18 protein-coding genes and 1 tRNA gene are annotated in these 18,434 nt (G+C 65.0%); 8 read left to right on the forward strand and 11 right to left on the reverse strand.

Annotated elements, in window-relative coordinates; all coding sequences use genetic code 11:
* Window positions 1-10: 10 nt before the first annotated feature.
* The 3 genes from NLM25_RS38640 to NLM25_RS38650 form a co-directional block, all read right to left on the reverse strand.
* Window positions 11-934: a GTP-binding protein gene (locus NLM25_RS38640; protein WP_254140373.1), complete on the reverse strand. Its 924-nt coding sequence runs from the start codon at window positions 932-934 to the stop codon at window positions 11-13.
* A 3-nt stretch (window positions 935-937) separates the two neighbouring features.
* On the reverse strand, window positions 938-2,428 hold the full coding sequence (locus NLM25_RS38645; RefSeq protein WP_254140374.1) for an amidohydrolase family protein: 1,491 nt from the start codon (window positions 2,426-2,428) through the stop codon (window positions 938-940).
* Window positions 2,429-3,247: 819 nt separating this feature from the next.
* Window positions 3,248-4,225, reverse strand: a complete 978-nt coding sequence (locus NLM25_RS38650) for an AraC family transcriptional regulator (protein WP_254140375.1) — start codon at window positions 4,223-4,225, stop codon at window positions 3,248-3,250.
* Window positions 4,226-4,357: 132 nt separating this feature from the next.
* On the opposite strand from NLM25_RS38650, the gene NLM25_RS38655 reads away from it, so the two are divergent.
* Window positions 4,358-4,894 carry a carboxymuconolactone decarboxylase family protein gene (locus NLM25_RS38655; protein ID WP_254140376.1) on the forward strand — a complete coding sequence of 179 codons (537 nt, stop codon included), beginning with the start codon at window positions 4,358-4,360 and terminating at the stop codon, window positions 4,892-4,894.
* 50 nt (window positions 4,895-4,944) lie between these two features.
* Window positions 4,945-5,442, forward strand: a complete 498-nt coding sequence (locus NLM25_RS38660) for a YkgB family protein (RefSeq protein ID WP_375167894.1) — start codon at window positions 4,945-4,947, stop codon at window positions 5,440-5,442.
* Between the two features lie 159 nt (window positions 5,443-5,601).
* Here the strand turns inward: NLM25_RS38660 and NLM25_RS38665 are convergent.
* Together NLM25_RS38665 and NLM25_RS38670 are read right to left on the reverse strand one after the other, a co-directional pair.
* A tRNA-Glu gene (locus tag NLM25_RS38665) sits at window positions 5,602-5,676 on the reverse strand.
* Between the two features lie 56 nt (window positions 5,677-5,732).
* Window positions 5,733-6,077, reverse strand: coding sequence for a hypothetical protein (locus NLM25_RS38670; protein ID WP_254140378.1), 345 nt, complete (start codon window positions 6,075-6,077; stop codon window positions 5,733-5,735).
* On the opposite strand from NLM25_RS38670, the gene NLM25_RS38675 reads away from it, so the two are divergent.
* The 3 genes from NLM25_RS38675 (at window position 6,076) to NLM25_RS38685 (ending at window position 8,720) form a co-directional block, all read left to right on the forward strand.
* Window positions 6,076-7,083: an RluA family pseudouridine synthase gene (locus tag NLM25_RS38675; protein WP_254140379.1), complete on the forward strand. Its 1,008-nt coding sequence runs from the start codon at window positions 6,076-6,078 to the stop codon at window positions 7,081-7,083. The genes NLM25_RS38670 and NLM25_RS38675 overlap by 2 nt on opposite strands.
* A gap of 215 nt (window positions 7,084-7,298) precedes the next feature.
* Complete coding sequence (gene rpoH, locus NLM25_RS38680; protein WP_254140380.1) at window positions 7,299-8,198, forward strand: RNA polymerase sigma factor RpoH; 900 nt, start codon at window positions 7,299-7,301, stop codon at window positions 8,196-8,198.
* A gap of 180 nt (window positions 8,199-8,378) precedes the next feature.
* On the forward strand, window positions 8,379-8,720 hold the full coding sequence (locus NLM25_RS38685; protein WP_254140381.1) for a hypothetical protein: 342 nt from the start codon (window positions 8,379-8,381) through the stop codon (window positions 8,718-8,720).
* 55 nt (window positions 8,721-8,775) lie between these two features.
* Here the strand turns inward: NLM25_RS38685 and NLM25_RS38690 are convergent, their stop codons facing one another.
* The 4 genes from NLM25_RS38690 to NLM25_RS38705 all read right to left on the reverse strand — a co-directional run bounded on the left by NLM25_RS38690 (window position 8,776) and on the right by NLM25_RS38705 (window position 12,336).
* Window positions 8,776-9,402 carry an N-acetylmuramoyl-L-alanine amidase gene (locus NLM25_RS38690; RefSeq protein WP_254140382.1) on the reverse strand — a complete coding sequence of 209 codons (627 nt, stop codon included), beginning with the start codon at window positions 9,400-9,402 and terminating at the stop codon, window positions 8,776-8,778.
* Between the two features lie 35 nt (window positions 9,403-9,437).
* The gene (locus NLM25_RS38695) at window positions 9,438-10,649 is read right to left on the reverse strand and encodes a GGDEF domain-containing protein (RefSeq protein WP_254141339.1); all 1,212 of its coding nucleotides are present in this window, start codon (window positions 10,647-10,649) and stop codon (window positions 9,438-9,440) included.
* A gap of 645 nt (window positions 10,650-11,294) precedes the next feature.
* The gene (locus tag NLM25_RS38700) at window positions 11,295-11,906 is read right to left on the reverse strand and encodes a LysE family translocator (protein WP_254140383.1); all 612 of its coding nucleotides are present in this window, start codon (window positions 11,904-11,906) and stop codon (window positions 11,295-11,297) included.
* A gap of 55 nt (window positions 11,907-11,961) precedes the next feature.
* Window positions 11,962-12,336 (reverse strand): response regulator, encoded by a 375-nt coding sequence (locus tag NLM25_RS38705; protein WP_254123165.1) that lies wholly within the window; start codon window positions 12,334-12,336, stop codon window positions 11,962-11,964.
* Window positions 12,337-12,458: 122 nt separating this feature from the next.
* On the opposite strand from NLM25_RS38705, the gene NLM25_RS38710 reads away from it, so the two are divergent.
* The gene (locus NLM25_RS38710; protein ID WP_254140384.1) at window positions 12,459-13,289 is read left to right on the forward strand and encodes an SDR family oxidoreductase; all 831 of its coding nucleotides are present in this window, start codon (window positions 12,459-12,461) and stop codon (window positions 13,287-13,289) included.
* 149 nt (window positions 13,290-13,438) lie between these two features.
* Here NLM25_RS38710 and NLM25_RS38715 read toward each other — a convergent pair whose 3' ends face one another.
* Window positions 13,439-14,245 carry a lytic murein transglycosylase gene (locus NLM25_RS38715; protein ID WP_254140385.1) on the reverse strand — a complete coding sequence of 269 codons (807 nt, stop codon included), beginning with the start codon at window positions 14,243-14,245 and terminating at the stop codon, window positions 13,439-13,441.
* Window positions 14,246-14,398: 153 nt separating this feature from the next.
* On the opposite strand from NLM25_RS38715, the gene NLM25_RS38720 reads away from it, so the two are divergent.
* Together NLM25_RS38720 and NLM25_RS38725 are read left to right on the forward strand one after the other, a co-directional pair.
* Window positions 14,399-15,331: an OmpA family protein gene (locus tag NLM25_RS38720; RefSeq protein ID WP_375167865.1), complete on the forward strand. Its 933-nt coding sequence runs from the start codon at window positions 14,399-14,401 to the stop codon at window positions 15,329-15,331.
* A gap of 566 nt (window positions 15,332-15,897) precedes the next feature.
* On the forward strand, window positions 15,898-16,134 hold the full coding sequence (locus NLM25_RS38725; protein ID WP_014492112.1) for a hypothetical protein: 237 nt from the start codon (window positions 15,898-15,900) through the stop codon (window positions 16,132-16,134).
* A 108-nt stretch (window positions 16,135-16,242) separates the two neighbouring features.
* Here the strand turns inward: NLM25_RS38725 and rpoD are convergent, their stop codons facing one another.
* Window positions 16,243-18,405, reverse strand: coding sequence for an RNA polymerase sigma factor RpoD (gene rpoD, locus NLM25_RS38730; protein WP_254123168.1), 2,163 nt, complete (start codon window positions 18,403-18,405; stop codon window positions 16,243-16,245).
* Window positions 18,406-18,434: the final 29 nt, after the last annotated feature.

Below are 18,434 nucleotides of genomic sequence, written 5' to 3' on the forward strand. Positions count from 1 at the left end.
AGCTACAGCTTCAGCCCGCAACGCACGCGTCCATGATCGCATCGAGCTCGGCCTTCGAGAGCACGCCGAGCTCGGCGATGAAGACGATCCGCGACTGCGCAGCACCTTCCGCCGGCGCATCGCCCGGCGCCAGCGTCGCGCGGCCGGCGGCGAACTGAAACACCATCTGGCGGCCGGGTTGCTCGACCGTCTCGAACAGGCCTTTTGCGCGCGCAAGCTTCGGCGCCAGCTTGCCGATGGCCTGCTGCAAGCGCGGCAGCGAGAGCGGCCGGTCCGAGGTCCAGCTCAGCGTTTCAAAACGCTCTTCTGCCGGGCGTTTCGGCCCAGGCTCCCGCGGCGCCGGCGCGCGATCGCTAGCGGGGAACAGCAGCGCAGACGGAATCTCGCCGTGTTTGGCATCGACCACCACGGCAGGAACGCGCTGCGCGCGGATCGCTTCGCGCATCCGTCCACCCGCGCCCTCGTCCGCCAGATCCAGCTTGCTCAGCGCCACGATGTCGGCGACGCGGAGCTGCGAACGGTGTAGCGCGTCCTCCAGGGCGGCCGGCGGTGTCGCCACATCCATCACACAGAGCACCGTCTCCAGCGGCGCCTCGCGCAGGATCACGGGGTCCATCAAATTGCGCACGATGTCGGAGGGATCGGCGACGCCGCTGGTTTCGATGACGATATATTCGGGCCTGGGATCAGGCCGCAGCAACGTCGAGAGCGTGCGGAGCAGGTCGCCTTCGAGCGAACAGCAGATGCAGCCATTGGCGAGGCTGACCACGCCGTCGCTCGCGCCTGCGATCAGCTCCGCATCGATGTTGATGGCGCCGAAATCGTTGACGATTGCGGCGATCCGCCGTCCCTCCGCGTGCGCCAGCAGATGGTTCACGACGGTGGTCTTGCCGGCCCCCAGAAAGCCCGTCACCAGGAGAATGGGGACCGGCATGGGTCAGCCCTCGACGACGTGACGACGCACGGGGCGGCCGGGCCGCGCCGCGACATCCAGCACACCGTCGGCGATCAGCGGCTGGCCGCTGACGATGAGGTGCCGCACGCCGTCCGAGGGACGGTTCATTGCCGTGAAGGTCGCGCGGTCGCTGAGCTTCTCATAGTCGAAGACGACGATGTCGGCATCGGCGTCCTTCGCAAGCCTGCCCTTGGCGCGCATCGCGGGCGTGCTCTGCGACAGGATTTCCGCCGGGATCAGCGCGCATTTCCGCACGCCTTCCAGCAGCGACACGGTCTTGCGCTCGCGCACCCATTCGCGGATGAACTTCGTGAAGCAGCCGGCCGAGCGCGGATGCGAGGTGGCATCGTCCGGCAGCGGCCAGGCATCGCCGGTATAGGTCTTGCCGTCCGACGTCGTCCACGGCATCGCGTCGGAGGCAATCGCGCCGCCGGGATACAGCACCGACATGTCGAGCAGATCGCGGTGATGCGCATTGTTCTCGGTGTCGAGGATGTGCCAGAGCACCAGCGAGGACGGCTCGTCGGCCTGCGCCTTGAGCAGCTCCTCGCGGTCGCGAAAGCGGTGGCCGTCGGTGACGCGCTGCACCGAATCGTAGCCGGTGCCGTTGCGCTCGACGAACTGGGGATCGCTGAAGAAGGCGGCGGCCAGCACGGTCGAGCCGGTGCCGTAAGGGTAGGCCTCGACCGTGATGGGCAGGCCCTGCGCCTGCGCCTTCTCGACCAGCACGCGGCATCGCTCGATGTCGGTCTTGCTCGACGAGTTGAAATGGCAGATGTGCATGTGCGCGCCGGTGGCGCCGGCATAGCCGATCAGGCGGATATAGGCCTCCGCCGCGCTCTCGGGGTCGACGCGCGACATGTAGGCGACATGGGTGAAGGTCGGCACGTCCTGCCTCGCGGCAAGCTGGCAGACCGCGGTGAGCTCCTGCACGCCGGCGCCCGGCGCGTACGCGTTCAAGATACCGATGCCGATGCCGCCCTCGTTCAGGCCGCGCGTGAGGCGCTCGAGGATGCCGGCGACTTCCGAGTCGCTCGCGACATTGTCCATCCAGCGGCGATCGCGCATGGCGTTGCCGAACGCTTCCAGCGAGCTCTCGGCATTGGAGCCCGTCATCGCGCCGATGCGCGCAAAGGCCCAGTTGGTGGCGGCGCCGTAGTTCAGCACGCGGCCTTTCCTCGCCTGGCGCTCGTACCAGGACCCGACCGGCAGCACGCCGGCTTCGAGATCGAGCGTCGTCGTCACGCCGTCGAAGGCCTGCATGCGGTCCGCCGGGATCGACTGGCCATGCGCATGCAGATCGATGAAGCCGGGCGCAACCACGAGCCCGGTCGCGTCGATCACCCGCTCGGCGCCGCCGAGCGAGGAACCGACCGCGGCGATCTTGCCGTCCACCACCGCCACATCGCCAACGGCATCCATGCCGCTCGCGGGATCGACCACCCGGCCGCCAGAGATCACCAAGCCGCTCATATCGTCACTCCAAAAAGCAGAATCCAAAACCTCCAAAGGCCCGGCAGCTTCGGAGGACGAGACCGGCCGCATCGCGCGCCGTCCCGGCGCGCATAGTGCAGATTTTTGGGGGCCCGACTACCGCCGCTGATGCCGATGCAGCATGCTTGTCCGGGAGGTCAGTTCAGATTGTCGCAGACACGCGCTCACGTCCTCGCGGCATGATTTGCCCGAGCTATGCTTCTCGCTTCACCCCTTCGCAGGGAAAGCGCGCAGGGAAGACCGGGCGCCGGCTGGCACCCACAAAACCCCCATGCTGAATGGATGCACACGCAATGCACGGGGGAGACACAGGGCAGCCGAGACCAGGCCTTCCCTGCGCGATGGTTTGACGACCTATGCCGCGCTCTCCCCGGAGACGAGTTCCTTCTTGCCTCCGTCACCTCCGCGAAATGCACGCGACCCGCGCCGGTTGACGCACGTGACGCCTTCGCCAAGGCTTGACCGTAGCAACGACGGCCAGGACCACACGGTTTCGCCGTACGCGGGCTTCCTGCTTCGCCCCAGGGCTTCTTAGCCCAAGGGCGTCGCAGGATTGAGCGCCGTCCGTCGATCGCGGTTCGCGTCATGCTCACGAGGTTCATCTCGCCCTGCATGCAACAAGCCCGCCTTTAACGCCGCCCGCGTCCACCGCAATCCAGCCCGCGTTCGTGACGACGTACGACCGCCCCTTTGGTGGGCTGGGATAGCCGACACATACGACAAATCCGAATTTCGGTAAAGTGGAATATTTTGGAGATGGAGTATTGACAGCCGATTTCAGGTATTTTGCCCGGCCGATCACTGGAGCGGCCGAGCTGGATCAGCCAAAGGCCCCGCGAAGGCATCGCGGCCGGACGGCCCCTGCATTTTCCGCCACTGCGCCGGCGTGATGCCCATGTGGCTCTTGAAGGCGCGCTGGAACGCCGCTTCGGATTGATATCCGACGGCTTCAGCTACGGCGCCGGTCGAAAGCGACGATGTCCTCAACTCGTTCGCCGCGAGCGCCATCCGGATGTCGGTCAGGAGATCGGCGGCCGAGCGCCCGAGCCTCTCCTGGAATTGCCGCGCGAGCGTGGCTCGCGACATGCCGCACAGGCGCGCCAGCTCCGGCAGCGACCATGCACGCGCCGGCTCGTTGAACAGAGCCGCCACCGCCGGCGCGAGGCGCGGATGACCGGCCAGAGCAAGCAGGCCGCGTGGCGCGTTGTCCGTGAGGCTGGCGAGCCGCAACACCAGCGCGAACATCGCGCTCGACAGCGCGTTCAACATCGCGCGGCCGCCGAGGCGATCGTCTGAGGACTCCCGGCGCATCAAGGCGACGAGGCCGGCAAGTTGCCCCGCCGCGCCTCCGTCGTCGGCGTCGACATGCACGACGAGGCGCGGCGGCAGATAGCTGCGCAGCAAGCGGTCGTGCGGCGATGCGATGGCAAAGTGTCCGCACAGCAGATCGAGCCGTTCGCCCGAGCCCGGATTTTCACTGATCGTGAAATTGAGAGCCGCGCGATTGCGCGCCGGCAGCGGCGTGGCCCCGCCGCCGTCATGCATGACGTGTCGGGGATTGCTGGGAAGCAGCAGGATGTCACCGGTCCTGAGCTGCAACGGCGGGCCTCCTGCCGGATCGTCCAGTGTCGCTGAGCCCGCGAGAACGGCGTGATAGGGAATTTCATTCGGCTGGCCCGGCCCCTGATCGATGCGCCAGGGCGCACCGTAGGCGCAGCGCAGGTCGAGCCGCCCGCGCACGGGCATCATCTCGAAAAGCTGGCTCAACCAATCCATCGCAGCCCCTCTCCCAGCCCCTTCAATTGAGACGATTGAGCATATAATCGAGATTTGTTGACATTCATAGTATCAATTCAGGCTCCTATTGTCACTCCGCAATCGTTCACCAGCGAACCAAGGAGTGCCAACATGTCCCGTCTTCCCGTCCCCCCTCTCGAATCCGCAACCGGCGCGACCGCTGCTGTCTATGGCCAGATCAAGAAGGCGATCGGCAGCGTGCCCAACACCTTTGCCGCGATCGGCGCCCATGGGCCGGATGCGCTCAAGGCCATTCTGCTCGCCGACAGCGTTCTCGCTTCGGGTTCGCTGTCGAAGCGTGACCAGGAAACCATCAAGCTCGTCATCTCCGAAGTCGCCGGCTGCGACTACTGCGTCGCCGCGCACAGCCTGCTTGGCAAGCTCGCGGGCCTGAGGCCCGAACAGTTGAAGCAGATCCGGGAGCATCAGCCGACCGGCGATGACAAGCGCGATGCGCTGATCCGCTTCGTCCGCCAGCTCGCGCAGTCCAGCGGCACCGTCAGCGCCGAGGATTTCGCCGCGATCAAGGCTGCCGGCTACACCGACGCGCAGCTCGTCGAGATCAGCCTGGCCTTCGCGACCACCGTCTTCACCAACGTGTTCAACCGCATCAACGACACCGAGATCGACTTCCCCGCGATCGCGTGAAGCGAACGCCCAGTCAGATCTTGATTGAAAGGATCACGACAATGACCGCAATGACCAGCACCACGCAAAATCCGTTTGTCCGCGCGCTGCAGAAATCCGGCCTGCTCACGGAGGATCTCGACTACCACGCCCTCCGCGCCTCGATGGTGATCATGTTTCTGTTCTTCAGTTACCAGAAGTGGTTCCCGTACGAATTCGAGCGACTGGAGCCGTTCATCAGCAACGGCCCGCTGATCTGGTGGCTCTATCCCGTCTTCGGCCACGCCGGCGCCAGCTACTTCCTCGGCACTTCGGAGTTCACGTTCGGGACGCTGCTGCTCGCCGGCTTCTGGGACAAGCGGCTCGGCATTCTCGGCGCCCTCGGCTCGACCGGCACCTTCATCGCAACGGTCACGATCATTCCGTTCATGCCGGAGGGCTGGGACGTCGCGGCGGGAGGATTCCCCGCGATGACCGGCAACGTGCCCTTCCTGATGAAGGACGTCGTTCTGCTGGCGGTGTCGTTCTATCTGCTGAGGCAGGACGTGGTTCGGCTGATCCGGCAATAGGTTTGGACTGTTGCGGCCCTCACCGCCCCACGGACCAGGCACGCGCACCTCCGGACCCAAAGGTCCGGAGGTTGCATGTTGGACAGCCGTCACCTCTCTTCCGAGAGGTCGGCGAAATCGATAAAAAGCTGAAGTCGATCAACGCTCGATGGAGCCAAATGGCGCTCCCTAGGGGAATCGAACCCCTGTTTCAGCCTTGAGAGGGCCGCGTCCTAACCGCTAGACGAAGGGAGCGTGAGGGCTAGCCAATAGCCGCGAAATCTGTCCGCCGCAAGGACCGATCGGCCGTTTTACGGCTCGTTGGCAAATTTCAGCTTTCCGGCCGGCTTCAGGGTGTGGGCGTCGAAGGTGCGGATCTCGATCACGCCCCCCACATCCAGCGTCACCGCGAGGCGGTCGCCGGCGACGCCCGTGGAGACGATTTTGGCGCCCTTGGGCAGGGTGGCGGTGACGTCGCCCACGGCTTCGACCGCCCTTCCCTCGGACTTGAAAAGGCGGTAGCCCACCGCGATCAGCACGGCGCAGATCGCCAGCGCCGTGGTCAACCCCGCGATCAGCATCATCCGCCGCACCCGCGCGAACAGCGCGGCCTGCTCGGGGCTCGGTTCGGGAACAGCGGTATCAGACGTCGTCATGGAAAATGTTGGCTCAGCGCGAAGGTTGGAGGTCGTGGTCGGCGGCGACGAGGGCTCGGTCCGGCTCGACCGCGTGCTGGCGGCGCACCTCACCGACCTGTCGCGATCGCGGCTGAAAGCCCTGATCCTGGCGGGCGCGGTCAGCCTCAAGGCCGCCGCGGTCCGCGACCCCGCTTATCACGTCGCATCCGGCGATACGATCACAATCGACGTGCCGGAAGCGGCCCCGCCGGAGCCCAAGGGCGAGGATATCGCCCTCGATATCGTGTTCGAGGACGACGACATCGTGGTCCTCAACAAGCCCAAGGGCCTCGTCGTGCACCCCGCGGCCGGCCACGAGACCGGCACGCTGGTGAATGCGCTGATCGCCCATTGCGGCGGCTCGCTGTCCGGCATCGGAGGGGTGCGCCGGCCCGGGATCGTGCACCGGCTCGACAAGGACACGACAGGGCTGATGGTGGTCGCCAAGAACGACCTCGCCCATGCCTCGCTCACCGCGCAATTCGCCGACCACGGCCGCACGGGCGCGATGCGCCGCGGCTACATGGCGTTCGCCTGGGGGCTGCCCGGACGCCATCGCGGCACCGTCGACGCGCCGATCGACCGCCATCCGCATGCGCGCGAGAAGATGGCGGTGCGCCAGGGCGGCCGCGAGGCGGTGACGCATTGGGAGCTTCTGGAGAGTTTTGCGGGACGTGACGGCAAGCCGATCGCCTCCCTGCTCGCCTGCGAGCTCGAGACCGGACGTACTCACCAGATCCGCGTCCACCTCGCCCATATCGGCCATCCCCTGATGGGCGACGCGGTCTATGGACCGCACTTCAAGACCAAGGCGAACCAGCTTGGCCCAGAATCCCAGGGCGTCCTGACCGCGCTCGGACGGCAGGCCCTGCATGCTTATTTGCTGGTATTGGAGCACCCGAGGACCGGGGAATTACTCCACTGGGAAGCACCTTTGCCGGAGGATTTGCTTCTCCTCCAGGGCGCGCTGCAAGCGGCGCAATGACGCAGGCCGCCTTGGAAAAGCGTTACATTACAAAAAGTTATAGCTGCCACACGGGGACGTGACGTCAGCAATCCTTCCCTTTTCGACCCCCCATGGGGTATATTGCGCCTGCGTTGGAAATGACCAACGGAACATCGCAGCCCGGCCGGCTTTGACAAAGCGGTCGTCTGCCTGGCCCGCCGCTATCGGGGGCCTGAACCTTGGAGGGCTTCATAATGGCCCGTACCGCTGCTCTGCCGGTCCTCAATGGAGAATCCGGCTTATCCCGTTACCTCGCCGAGATCCGCAAGTTCCCGATGCTGGAACCCCAGCAGGAATACATGCTCGCCAAGCGTTGGCGTGAGCATGACGATCGCGACGCGGCACATCAACTCGTCACCAGCCATCTCCGCCTCGTGGCCAAGATCGCCATGGGCTATCGCGGCTACGGCCTGCCGATCTCCGAGGTCGTCTCGGAAGGCAATGTCGGCCTCATGCAGGCGGTGAAGCGTTTCGAACCCGAAAAGGGGTTCCGTCTCGCCACCTACGCGATGTGGTGGATCAAGGCGTCGATTCAAGAGTACATCCTGCGTTCCTGGTCGCTCGTGAAGATGGGCACCACCGCGAACCAGAAGAAGCTGTTCTTCAACCTGCGCAAGGCGAAGAGCAAGATCAACGCGCTGGACGAGGGCGATCTCCGCCCCGACCAGGTGAAGATCATTGCCAAGCGCCTCGGCGTCACGGATCAGGACGTGATCGACATGAACCGCCGCCTCGGTGGCGACGCGTCGCTCAACGCGCCGATCCGCGACGACGGCGAAGCCGGCGAATGGCAGGACTGGCTGGTCGACAACACGCCCAACCAGGAAGCCATGCTGGCCGAGCACGAGGAATATGATCACCGCCGTGACGCGCTGAACGGCGCCATGGGCGTGCTCAACCCGCGCGAACGCCGTATCTTCGAGGCCCGCCGCCTCGCCGATGAGCCGATGACGCTGGAAGACCTTGCCGCCGAGTTCGGCGTGTCGCGCGAGCGCGTCCGCCAGATCGAGGTCCGCGCCTTCGAGAAGGTGCAGGCGGCGGTCAAGGGCACCATCGCACAGGCGGAACAGGCTGCGCTGGAAGCCGCGCATTAAGCGGGTTTCCGCGCCACGAATTGGCGGATCGAAAGAGACGAAAAGCCGGCGGCAACGCCGGCTTTTTTGTTGTGTGAGGCTCAGCATGTTTGCGGAAGCGGGCGAGGCATCTTGAACCAGGCTCGCCGGTCAACCGACCCAAAATGAGCGCGATCAGCATCAAGCGAACGGACACAGACCGTGTCGATCATCCTGCAATCCACCGTCGGCGGCTTCGAAGCCAGGTTCATGCGCAAGCTGCCGCTGGTCGAGCAGGCGATGCGCGAGCACGGGCTCGAGCCATCGGAGTTCGTCATCTCCAAGGACTATGCCTCGACCGCGACGATCCCGCTCATGGGCCCGTTCTTCTATAATTACAGCGTGTTCTTCGGCGACGAGCAATTCACCGTCACCGAGCCGAACGACATGGTGTTTCTGGATTACTTCCTCAAACGCGTGCTGGCCGCAGACGGGCCGCCGGAGGTGTCGCGGCGACCGGGATTGATGCGGCGGTTGTTCGGATGGATGTTGCAGCCGGTCTAGCTGCTCTTCTCCTCTCCTCTTGTGCGAGAAGGAAGAGCACCCGCACTCGCCAACCTTACTCTCCCCAAACCCTCGCCAGCGTCGCGAGCCAGCAGCCTTCGCAATAGCGCGAATCCTTGTAGTCAATCCAGTTGTGCGCATAGACGTGGTCGAGCGGGATATCGTAGCGCGCACGCAGGACCTTTACGAGGATCTTCCACGCGGCGACCTGCGCCTCGGTGGGACCTGCCGTGACGTCGGGATAGTTGCCGGCGAACTCGACACCGATCGAATTGTCGCGCACGACCTGCCGATAGGTCGGTCTGTTGTCGATGTACTTGTTGTCGTTGCGGTTGGCGCCGTCGCCATGGGTCGGCACCAGATTTTCCGCCACCGCCCAATAGACCGTGCCGTCGGTCTCGACCCACACCGTGACGCCGCGACGGGTCGGGTTCTTCGCCTGCTCCTGCGCCCCGCCGCGCGCCGAGCCCGCCGGCCCTTCGGTCTGGTGCACGATGATGTTGCGCCAGCGATGGGCGTTCTGGACATCCCCCCAGGGCGCGAGCCAGATGATTTTGAGGCCGGGAATGTCGGGCGTGCCGGAGGCGCGCGCGAGCTTTGCGAGCTCGGCGTCCATTGCGGTGGCTGGGGCGATCAGGCAGAGCGCGGCGAGAAGAGCCGTGAACAGGCGAGACATCATCAAAAGCGACCAATGAGCGGACCCGAGCCTAGCAGGCTTCAGGCAAATTTGCGCGCGGCTTCACCAAAGCCGGCCGGCTCGGGCGAGAGCGGCGGGGCCGGATCGTAGACGGCAAAGTCGTTCTTGCCGTTTTTCTTGGCGGCATAGAGGGCGTGGTCGGCATGGGCGATGAGGCGGTCCGGAAACTGGCCGATGCCGCGGTCCCATTCGGCGACGCCGATCGAGATCGCGATCGGGATGTCCTTGGCGGTACAGGCCGCGGCATCCTGGCGGCAGACCTCGACTACGCGGCGGGCGATCGTGGCAGCCTCGCGCAGGGACGAGGACGGCAGCACGACGCAGAACTCGTCGCCGCCGGTGCGGGCCAGCATGTCGCCGGGCCGGAGGCGCGTCTGCGCCATCAGGGTGAAGTGCCGCAGGCACGCATCGCCCGCGGCATGACCATGGGTATCGTTGATGGCCTTGAAGCCGTCGAGATCGATCACCAGCAGCGAGAACGGCTCGCCGCTGCGCTCCGAACGGGCGCATTCCTCGGACAGGCGCTGCAACAGATGCCGCCGGTTGGCGACGCCGGTGAGATCGTCGAGCAGCGCGAGGTCGGCGACCTCGTTGCGCAGCCGATCCATCGCCATCAGCAGGAAGCCGAAATTGAGCGTCATCGACAGGAACAGCAGACCCAGCACCATGACGGCATGAGCCTGACCTCCGGCGCGCGCCGAGAAATCATGGCCGAGCAGATTGCCCAGCGTTCGGACCGCGAGGATCGCGATGATGGTGAGGATGACGATGGCGGACAGCCGCGCACCCGGGCTGACGCGGCCTTCCGGCGGCACCAGGAGCAGGCGCAGCGCCAGCACCAGCGGCAGGGCCTGACCGAACGTGTAGCTGAGCATGCGCAGCTGCATGTGCTCGAAGCCGACCATGAAGAACACGACGCCCGCGAGGCTTAAGCCGCCCGTTGCGGCCATGGCGCGCCATGAGACCGGTCGGTCATAGAAGCGCTGAATGCCCATGGCGGCGAGGCAGCTCGCGGCAATGACGCCGGCAGCGCCAAGCAGAAGCGGCAGGGGAGAAGCGACGAACAGGCGGACCAGCGCCGTCATCGCGCCGGCGGCACCGACGAACGCCGAGGCCATCCAGAACCGCGCGGCGGCAAATTTCGGGTAGGAGCGCGTCACATAGGCCCAGATCAGGCCAAGCGCCAGGAAGTTGACGACGAAGACCGTCCAGAGTGTCGGTACGTTCAGCATGGCGCGTGCGGCACGCACAGCGTCGCGCCCCCCGTCCCTGGCAGCCGTTCGTCCATGACCCTTCCCCGCGTTCTTGCGGAGAACAATGCGCGGTTTGCACTTAACGGAACCTCACCGCGATCTGCGAAAGCTCGCCCTTGGTTTTGGATTCATGAACGGCGCGCGGCGGTTATCGGGTCGTTAGGCATGTCGTCGCCGCTCCGCGCGGTCACGTCGATGCGCACCGCGATGCGGATTCGCGGGCAAAAAGCACCCGAAAATGCATCTGAGCTGTGGATAACGTGATGACACAGATGTGACAGCACGGGGCAGAGACCAGCGAATCTGCTGAGTTTGTCGTCGAGGATGTTGCGAGGCTGGCCCTCCGCCGAGCATCCCTCGTGTCGCGTTCCACCATTTAACCCTAAGAGGATACTATGGCTAAGAAAGCGAAGAAGGCGGCGAAGAAGAAGGCGAAGAAGGCCAAGAAGGCGAAGAAGAAGTAACGAGGCTTCTTTTTCTTTGCCCGGGTGGAGCCTCGCTCCGCCCGGGCGTCGGATAAGGCTGAGAGTTGAAGATGGCGGGCGCGAAGCCCGCTTTTTTATTGGCTTGCTGCGCTCTCTCACTCCCTCGCCCCGCTCTTCGCGGGGAGAGGTCAAACGAAAGCTACCTTTCCGCGAACGCCAGCTTGGCGCCGAGTGCCGCGAACCCCGCGGCAAAGCTCCGGCGCAGCCAGGCCATGACACGCGGGCGGGAGATGACGCGCTCACGCACCGAGGCGGCGCAGAGGCCGTAGACGACGAACACGGCAAAGGTCATCGCCATGAACGCGCCGCTCAATTCCAGCATCCGCGCCAGCACATGGGCCTCGTCCACCGCGATGAACTGCGGCAGGAAGGCGAGGAAGAAGATCGACAGTTTTGGATTGAGGATGTTGATCAGGAAGCCGGTGACGATGACGTGGCGGCTCGACCGCTCCTTGATCTCGCCGTCGACCGCCAGCGCACCTCGCTCGCGCAGGGCCTGCCAGGACATGTAGAGCAGATAGGCGACGCCGCCCCATTTCAGCGCGGCAAAGGCGAGCGCGCTGGTGTGCAGCACCGCGGCAAGCCCGAGCATCGCCGCGATCATGTGCGGCACGATCCCGAGCGTGCAGCCGAAGGCGGCAGCGATGCTCGCGCGCGAGCCGCGGGTCAGCGCCGCAGCCAGCGTGTAGAGCACGCCGGTGCCGGGCGAGGCGACGACGATGAGCGAGGTGAGCAGGAAGGACAAGGTCATGGCCAGACCTTATCACCGTGCCTCGGGCCACGAAAGCGAGCTCCCGGATCGGCCGTCAGGACAGCTGCGCGAGCTCGGCCTCGCGGAGCACGTCGAGCGGCGCCCATGGCTTGGCCCAGAATTTTGCGCCGTCGGGCAAGGGCTGCGCCAGGGGGCGGCCGGAGGTGACGACGACGTCGAGCTTTGGATTGCGGTCCTTGGCGACGTGCGCGAGCTCGACCCCGTTCATGCGGCCGGCAAGCTGGACGTCCGTCAGCATCAGACAGAGCGCGCTGGCGTTGTTGTCGAGCACCCGCTCGGCAGCCTCGGCGCTTTCGCACTGGATGACGTGGTAGCCGCTTTCTTCGAGCAGAAGGCTGAGCATCTCCCGCTGCATGACGTCGTCCTCAACGATGAGCGCTGTCGCGCGAAACGGTTGTGCTTGACCCATCGGCGGCTCCCTATGCTCGTTTTGCGTAATGCAAGTTAAGGAGCCAAATCGGCTGTGGTTCAGTTCCATTCTGAAAAAAAGTAAATCATAGTTCCACACCAGAGGCTTGACGGAGGAACAGCATGACTGCGATTCGCGGCGCCGCCGCCATCACCGGAGCGGCGAGCGGCATCGGCCGCGCGCTGGCAATCGAGCTCGGCAACCGCGGCTGCGATCTTGCGCTCGCCGATCGCGACGAGGCCGGATTGAAGACGCTCGCCGCCGAGATCGGAGCCGGACGCAAGGTCAGCGTGCACCGCGTCGACGTCGGCGAGCCCGGCGACATCGCGGAGTTCGCCCGTGATGCGATCGCGGCGCATCCCGGCCTCGGCATCGTCATCAACAATGCCGGCGTGGCGCTGATGGGGACGTTCGAGGAGATCGACCAGGCGCAGATGGCGTGGCTGTTCGACATCAATTTCTGGGGCGTGGTGCACGGAACGCGCGCCTTCCTGCCGCATCTGAAGACGAGGAGCGAGGCGCACATCGTCAACCTCTCCTCGATCTTCGGCATCATCGCGCCGCCCGGACAGTCGGCCTATGCGGCGGCCAAATTCGCGGTGCGCGGCTTTTCCGAGAGCGTGCGCCACGAGCTTGCGGTCGCGGGCAGCCCCGTGAAACTGTCGGTGGTGCATCCCGGCGGCGTCGCCACCGCCATCGCGCGCAATTCGCGCACCGGGGCCGGCGTCACCGACAATGCGCGACGGGCGCAATCGATCGAGCGGTTCGAGAATGCGGCAAAGACCACGCCGAAGGACGCCGCGCTGCGCATCGTCAGGGGCATCGAGAAGAACGAGCCCCGCATCCTGATCGGCAACGACGCCCGCTTCATGGACCTCTTGCAGCGCTTCCGCCCCGGAACGTACTGGGCGCCGTTGCAGCGCAAGCTGGAGAAGATGGCGAAGGGGAAGTGAGGTGGGTGCGCGCTAGCCTCACCACGCATCGCGCTGTCATTCCCCGCGAAAGCGGGGAATCCAGTACGCCGCAGCCTCTCGGCTCAATCACTGCCGTCTCTGGAATACTGGATCACCCGCTTTCGCGGGTGATGACACCGAGTATTTAGTCACTGCCCCGCCAGCCGATCCGCGAAATACCCGATCGTCTTCCGGTAAACCACCGCCCTGTTCCACTCCCGCATCGCCTCGAAATTGGCGGTGCCTTCGCCGTAGGGCTGGCCCATCTTGAAGCCGCTGGTGTGGAGCAGGTTCGCGGTCGAGGCGAGCACGTCGGGCACGCTGTGACGCAGGTCGACATGGCCGTCGCCGTCGAAGTCGACGCCGTATTTGATGTAGGACGACGGCAGGAACTGGGTCTGGCCGATCTCGCCGGCATAGGCGCCGATGAGGTCGCGCAGCGGCAGGTCGCCGCGCTGCACGATCTTGAGCGCGGCGAGCAACTCGCCCTGGAACAGATCGGTGCGGCGGCAATCATGCGCGAGCGTGGCGAGCGTGCGGATCACCGGCAGCTTGCCGATGTCGCCCTTGCCGAAATCGCTCTCCAGCCCCCAGATCGCGACCAGGATATAGCGGGGCACGCCGAACTGCTGCTCGATGCGCGACAACAGCGCGGCGTGACGCTGGAGCAGCGCGCGGCCGCCATTGATGCGGCCCGGGCCCACGCGGGTCGAGACATACTGCTCAAAGCTCTTGTTGAAGGTGTAGCGCTGGCGGCGGTCGAAGGCGAGCACCGCGCCGTCCTGGGTGATGCCGCTGAAGGCCGCGCTGGTCACGCCCGCCGAGACGCCGGCGCCTTGCGCCTCCGCGGTCATGCTGGCGACAAAGCTGTTGAAGTCGCCGCCGCAGCGCGCGGCCTCGGCCGAACCACCGGCGAGACAAATGATGACGGCGGCGGCCAAGGCGTGTCTCAGCATGCGGGGAAATCCTTTGAAAATGCGAGCGAAGCAGCGCGCGATCATGCCCGGGAACCGGATTCGCGTCAAAGCGGCAAAACCTCGCCAGAACCGATCCCGCCATGGCCGCGACTAAGGAGCAGCGCTCCCCGTCACCAACAGATCGAGATGGCCATGCCCCTTCCGTACCGGATGCTTGCTGTCCTCGCCTTGCTCTCGCTTCAGACCGTCACCGCCGCCGCGCAGACGCGCGATGTCGCCGGCTCCCGCGACTATCCCGGCATCGGCCGCTTCGCGGGCAGCGTCATCACCGGCTACGTGACCAAGGACTTTGACGCGGCGCGGATGCAGGCGGCGCCCTTCAAGGACGGTCAGCCGACCGATGCGCGGCGGCTCGAGGGCCGCGTGTTCCGTATCGCCTATCGCACCAATCCCGGCCCGTCGATCGTGGAGGTGTCGCGCAATTTCGAGACGCAACTTGCGAAAGCCGGCTTCGAGACATTGCTGGCCTGCGACACCGACGCCTGCGGCGCCATTCCCTTCACGGAAAGCATCGACACGCTGCCGGTGCCGCAGATGTGGGTCGACGGCTTCAACTACCGCTATTTTGCCGGCCGCAAGATCGAGGGCGGGCGCGAGACTTATGCCAGCGTCATCATCAGCCAGAACAACCAGGACATCTACGCGCAGGTCACGATCGCCGAGCTCGGCGCCATCGCAAACAAGATGGTCGACGCGGCTGCGATGGCCAAGGGCCTGGGCGAGACCGGCCACATCGCGCTCTACGGCATCTATTTCGACACCGACAAGGCCGTGCTCAAAGCGGAAAGCCGCCCGACGCTGGAGCAGATCGCAAAGCTGCTGACGAGCCAGCCGCAGCTCAACGTCATCATCGTCGGCCACACCGACAGCCAGGGCGCCTACGAATACAATCTCGATCTCTCGAAGCGCCGCGCCGAAGCGGTCGCAGCCGAGCTCGTGAAGAGCTTTCGCATCGCGCAGACGCGGCTGCGCACCGCCGGCGTCGGATTGCTTGCCCCGGTCGGCTCGAATGCTACCGACGGAGGCCGCGCGCTGAACCGGCGCGTGGAACTGGTGGCGCCGTAGCCCGCGCGCACCCTGGAACTCGCGCAGCCCACGCGCACGCATTGAGATGTACGACGCAAAGCGGAACTCGTTTACGTGCAGTGAATGAGACCCTCTGCGCGTCCTTTGGAAAAGATGCAGGTCTACGCGCTTCGATACATCGCGCACGACCTCTCGCTGCGTTGCGAGAACCGCGAAGGTAAACGAAGTGTTTTGGCAAACAAATCATCTGCGGTGAAAACGCGTTGAAGCAACGCGCGCGATCGACGCATATCTGACGCGTATGCTGCGACATCACCGCGCCAACGATTTGCCTTGCCATCGCACAGCGCGAGTTATAGTCTTCTATTCTAGGTTGTCGCCCTGCCAGCCCCGGGCGACACTGAAGACCCCAAAATAAACGGCGGGCTTCGCGGCCCGCCGTTTATTGAAGCAAGGGGCGCAGCGGTCGCCTAGCGACGCTCCCCGCAGACAATCGCGATCAAAGCGGCCCCATTGCTGGTGAGACCGGCCCTCCGGCTCGACGCCGATGTCGACAAGCCGCCGAAGTCATTTGACTGCGGCCCCCTGATCGACGACAAGCCGCCATGGCCAAAAAACCCGGAACCAATCCCAAAGGCGAATTCGCCTTCTTCAACGTCTTCTATGAAGACGATTCCCAACGCTCCAACCGCCGCGTTCCCTCCGAACTGCTCGGCGGCCTCGACGGCGACGAACCCGCGCGCGGCTTCATCATGGAGCAGGACCGCGAGATCGCCGAAAAGTCCGGCCGCCCGGCGCTCGAGATCAAGCGGATCGAGCGGGTCGGGGTGAAGAAGAAGTAGGCGCCTGCGAGAGGCGCAAAATATCAGCACAAAGAAAACGGCGGGCTTTCGGCCCGCCGTTTTCGTTTTGATGGATGCCCGGGTCAGGCCCGGGCATGACGATCCGAATTAGTTATCCAAGAAGCTCCGCAGCTTCCTCGACCGCGACGGATGCTTCAGCTTGCGCAGCGCCTTCGCTTCGATCTGGCGAATACGTTCGCGCGTCACGCTGAACTGCTGGCCGACTTCCTCCAGCGTGTGGTCGGTGTTCATGCCGATGCCGAAGCGCATGCGCAGCACGCGTTCTTCGCGCGGGGTGAGCGAGGCGAGCACGCGCGTGGTGGTTTCGCGCAGGTTCGACTGGATCGCGGCGTCGATCGGGAGGATCGCGTTCTTGTCCTCGATGAAATCGCCGAGGTGTGAATCCTCTTCGTCACCGACGGGTGTTTCGAGCGACAAGGGCTCCTTGGCGATCTTGAGGACCTTGCGGACCTTCTCCAAGGGCATGCCGAGCTTCTCGGCGAGCTCTTCCGGGGTCGGCTCGCGGCCGATCTCGTTGAGCATCTGGCGCGAGGTGCGCACGATCTTGTTGATCGTCTCGATCATGTGCACGGGAATGCGGATGGTGCGCGCCTGGTCGGCGATCGAGCGGGTGATCGCCTGCCGGATCCACCACGTGGCGTAGGTCGAGAACTTGTAGCCGCGGCGGTACTCGAACTTGTCGACCGCCTTCATCAGGCCGATGTTGCCTTCCTGGATCAGGTCGAGGAACTGCAGGCCGCGGTTGGTGTACTTCTTCGCAATCGAGATCACGAGACGGAGGTTGGCTTCCACCATCTCCTTCTTGGCCTGGCGTGCCTCGCGCTCGCCCTTCTGCACGGAGTGCACGATCTTGCGGAACTCGACGATCTCGAGGCCGGTCAGCGCGGCGAGCTGGTGCACCTCGTGACGGAGGTCCTTGATGCGGTCCTTCTCGATATGGACGAAATTCTTCCAGCCCTTGGCCGAGAGCTTCGAGACGCGGTTGAGCCAACGCGGATCGAGCTCCGAGCCGGTGTAGTTGCGCAGGAAATCCTCGCGCGCGACGCCGTGGCTGTCGGCAAGGCGCATCAGGCGGCCCTCGTGCGAGACGAGGCGCTTGTTGATGTCGTAGAGCTGCTCGACGAGTGAATCGATACGCGCCTGGTTCAGGCGCAGCGACTTCACCTCGACGATGATCTCGTCCTTGAGCTTGCGGTACTTGCGCTCCTGGTGCGGCGACAGCGAGGGCCCGTGCGAGGTGCTCTCGAGCTGGTTCTGGATGTCCTGCTCTTGAAGCTTGCGCAGCTTCTTGTAGCTGTCGGCGATCTTGTCGAAGATCTCGACGACCTTCGGCTTGAGCTCGGCCTCGATGGCCGCGAGCGACATCTGGTTCTCGAACTCGTCGTCCTCGTCCATGTCGGCTTCGGCGGCGGCTTCGCCCGGATCCTTCTCCTCACCGGCCTGGCCGCCCGGGGCGGGCTGCGCGGCGCGGAACGGGGTCGGCGACGGCGGAGCAGCGGGCGGCGCGACATGCGCGGGCGCAGCCCCGTTCACCGCAGCGGCTTCACCGCCTTCGGCTGATGCTTCGCCGTTCTCGCCGGTGGGACCGCCGATCATGGCGGTGTTCATGCCGCCTTTGGCGTCGGGGCCGGCATAGGTCGCTTCGAGATCGATGATGTCGCGAAGGAAGATCTTGCCTTCGTTGAGCTCGTCGCGCCAGATGATGATGGCCTGGAAGGTCAGCGGGCTTTCGCAGAGCCCTGCGATCATCGCCTCGCGGCCGGCCTCGATGCGCTTGGCGATCGCGATTTCGCCTTCGCGGGACAGCAGCTCGACCGTGCCCATCTCGCGCAGATACATGCGCACGGGGTCGTCGGTGCGCTCGCCCGGCTCGCTCTTCTTGACCTCGGTGACGGCCTTCTGCGTGACCTCGACGAGCTCGTTGTCGGTCTCGTCCTCGCCGCCCTCGTCCTTGTCCTCCTCGCCTTCGCTATCGTCGGCTTCGGTGACGTTGATGCCCATGTCCGAGAGCATGGACATGATGTCCTCGATCTGCTCGGGCGAGGTCTGGTCGGACGGCAAAACTTCGTTGAGCTGATCGAAGGTCACGAAGCCGCGCTTCTTGGCCTGCTTGATCATCTTCTTGACTGCCGCGTCGGACAGATCGAGCAAGGGCGACGGCGCGTCCTGGGAGTCCTTCTCCGGCGCGTCCGCTGCCTTGTCGTCTTTTTCCTTGTCCTTCGCCTGCAGCGTCTTTGCCTTGGTGGCCATCCATTGCTCCTAAACGCGCTTCATGCAGA

Origin of the sequence: Bradyrhizobium sp. CCGB01 (genome assembly GCF_024199795.1) — a bacterium.
Lineage (GTDB): Bacteria > Pseudomonadota > Alphaproteobacteria > Rhizobiales > Xanthobacteraceae > Bradyrhizobium.

Coding starts and splice junctions, on each gene's coding strand:
- NLM25_RS38640 (WP_254140373.1), bottom strand. CDS start 934: ATGCCGGTCCCCATTCTCCTGGTGACGGGCTTTCTGGGGGCCGGCAAG.
- NLM25_RS38645 (WP_254140374.1), bottom strand. CDS start 2,428: ATGAGCGGCTTGGTGATCTCTGGCGGCCGGGTGGTCGATCCCGCGAGC.
- NLM25_RS38650 (WP_254140375.1), bottom strand. CDS start 4,225: ATGGATTGGTTGAGCCAGCTTTTCGAGATGATGCCCGTGCGCGGGCGG.
- NLM25_RS38655 (WP_254140376.1), top strand. CDS start 4,358: ATGTCCCGTCTTCCCGTCCCCCCTCTCGAATCCGCAACCGGCGCGACC.
- NLM25_RS38660 (WP_375167894.1), top strand. CDS start 4,945: ATGACCAGCACCACGCAAAATCCGTTTGTCCGCGCGCTGCAGAAATCC.
- NLM25_RS38675 (WP_254140379.1), top strand. CDS start 6,076: ATGGAAAATGTTGGCTCAGCGCGAAGGTTGGAGGTCGTGGTCGGCGGC.
- NLM25_RS38670 (WP_254140378.1), bottom strand. CDS start 6,077: ATGACGACGTCTGATACCGCTGTTCCCGAACCGAGCCCCGAGCAGGCC.
- rpoH (WP_254140380.1), top strand. CDS start 7,299: ATGGCCCGTACCGCTGCTCTGCCGGTCCTCAATGGAGAATCCGGCTTA.
- NLM25_RS38695 (WP_254141339.1), bottom strand. CDS start 10,649: ATGCTGAACGTACCGACACTCTGGACGGTCTTCGTCGTCAACTTCCTG.
- NLM25_RS38700 (WP_254140383.1), bottom strand. CDS start 11,906: ATGACCTTGTCCTTCCTGCTCACCTCGCTCATCGTCGTCGCCTCGCCC.
- NLM25_RS38705 (WP_254123165.1), bottom strand. CDS start 12,336: ATGGGTCAAGCACAACCGTTTCGCGCGACAGCGCTCATCGTTGAGGAC.
- NLM25_RS38710 (WP_254140384.1), top strand. CDS start 12,459: ATGACTGCGATTCGCGGCGCCGCCGCCATCACCGGAGCGGCGAGCGGC.
- NLM25_RS38715 (WP_254140385.1), bottom strand. CDS start 14,245: ATGCTGAGACACGCCTTGGCCGCCGCCGTCATCATTTGTCTCGCCGGT.
- NLM25_RS38720 (WP_375167865.1), top strand. CDS start 14,399: ATGCCCCTTCCGTACCGGATGCTTGCTGTCCTCGCCTTGCTCTCGCTT.
- NLM25_RS38725 (WP_014492112.1), top strand. CDS start 15,898: ATGGCCAAAAAACCCGGAACCAATCCCAAAGGCGAATTCGCCTTCTTC.
- rpoD (WP_254123168.1), bottom strand. CDS start 18,405: ATGGCCACCAAGGCAAAGACGCTGCAGGCGAAGGACAAGGAAAAAGAC.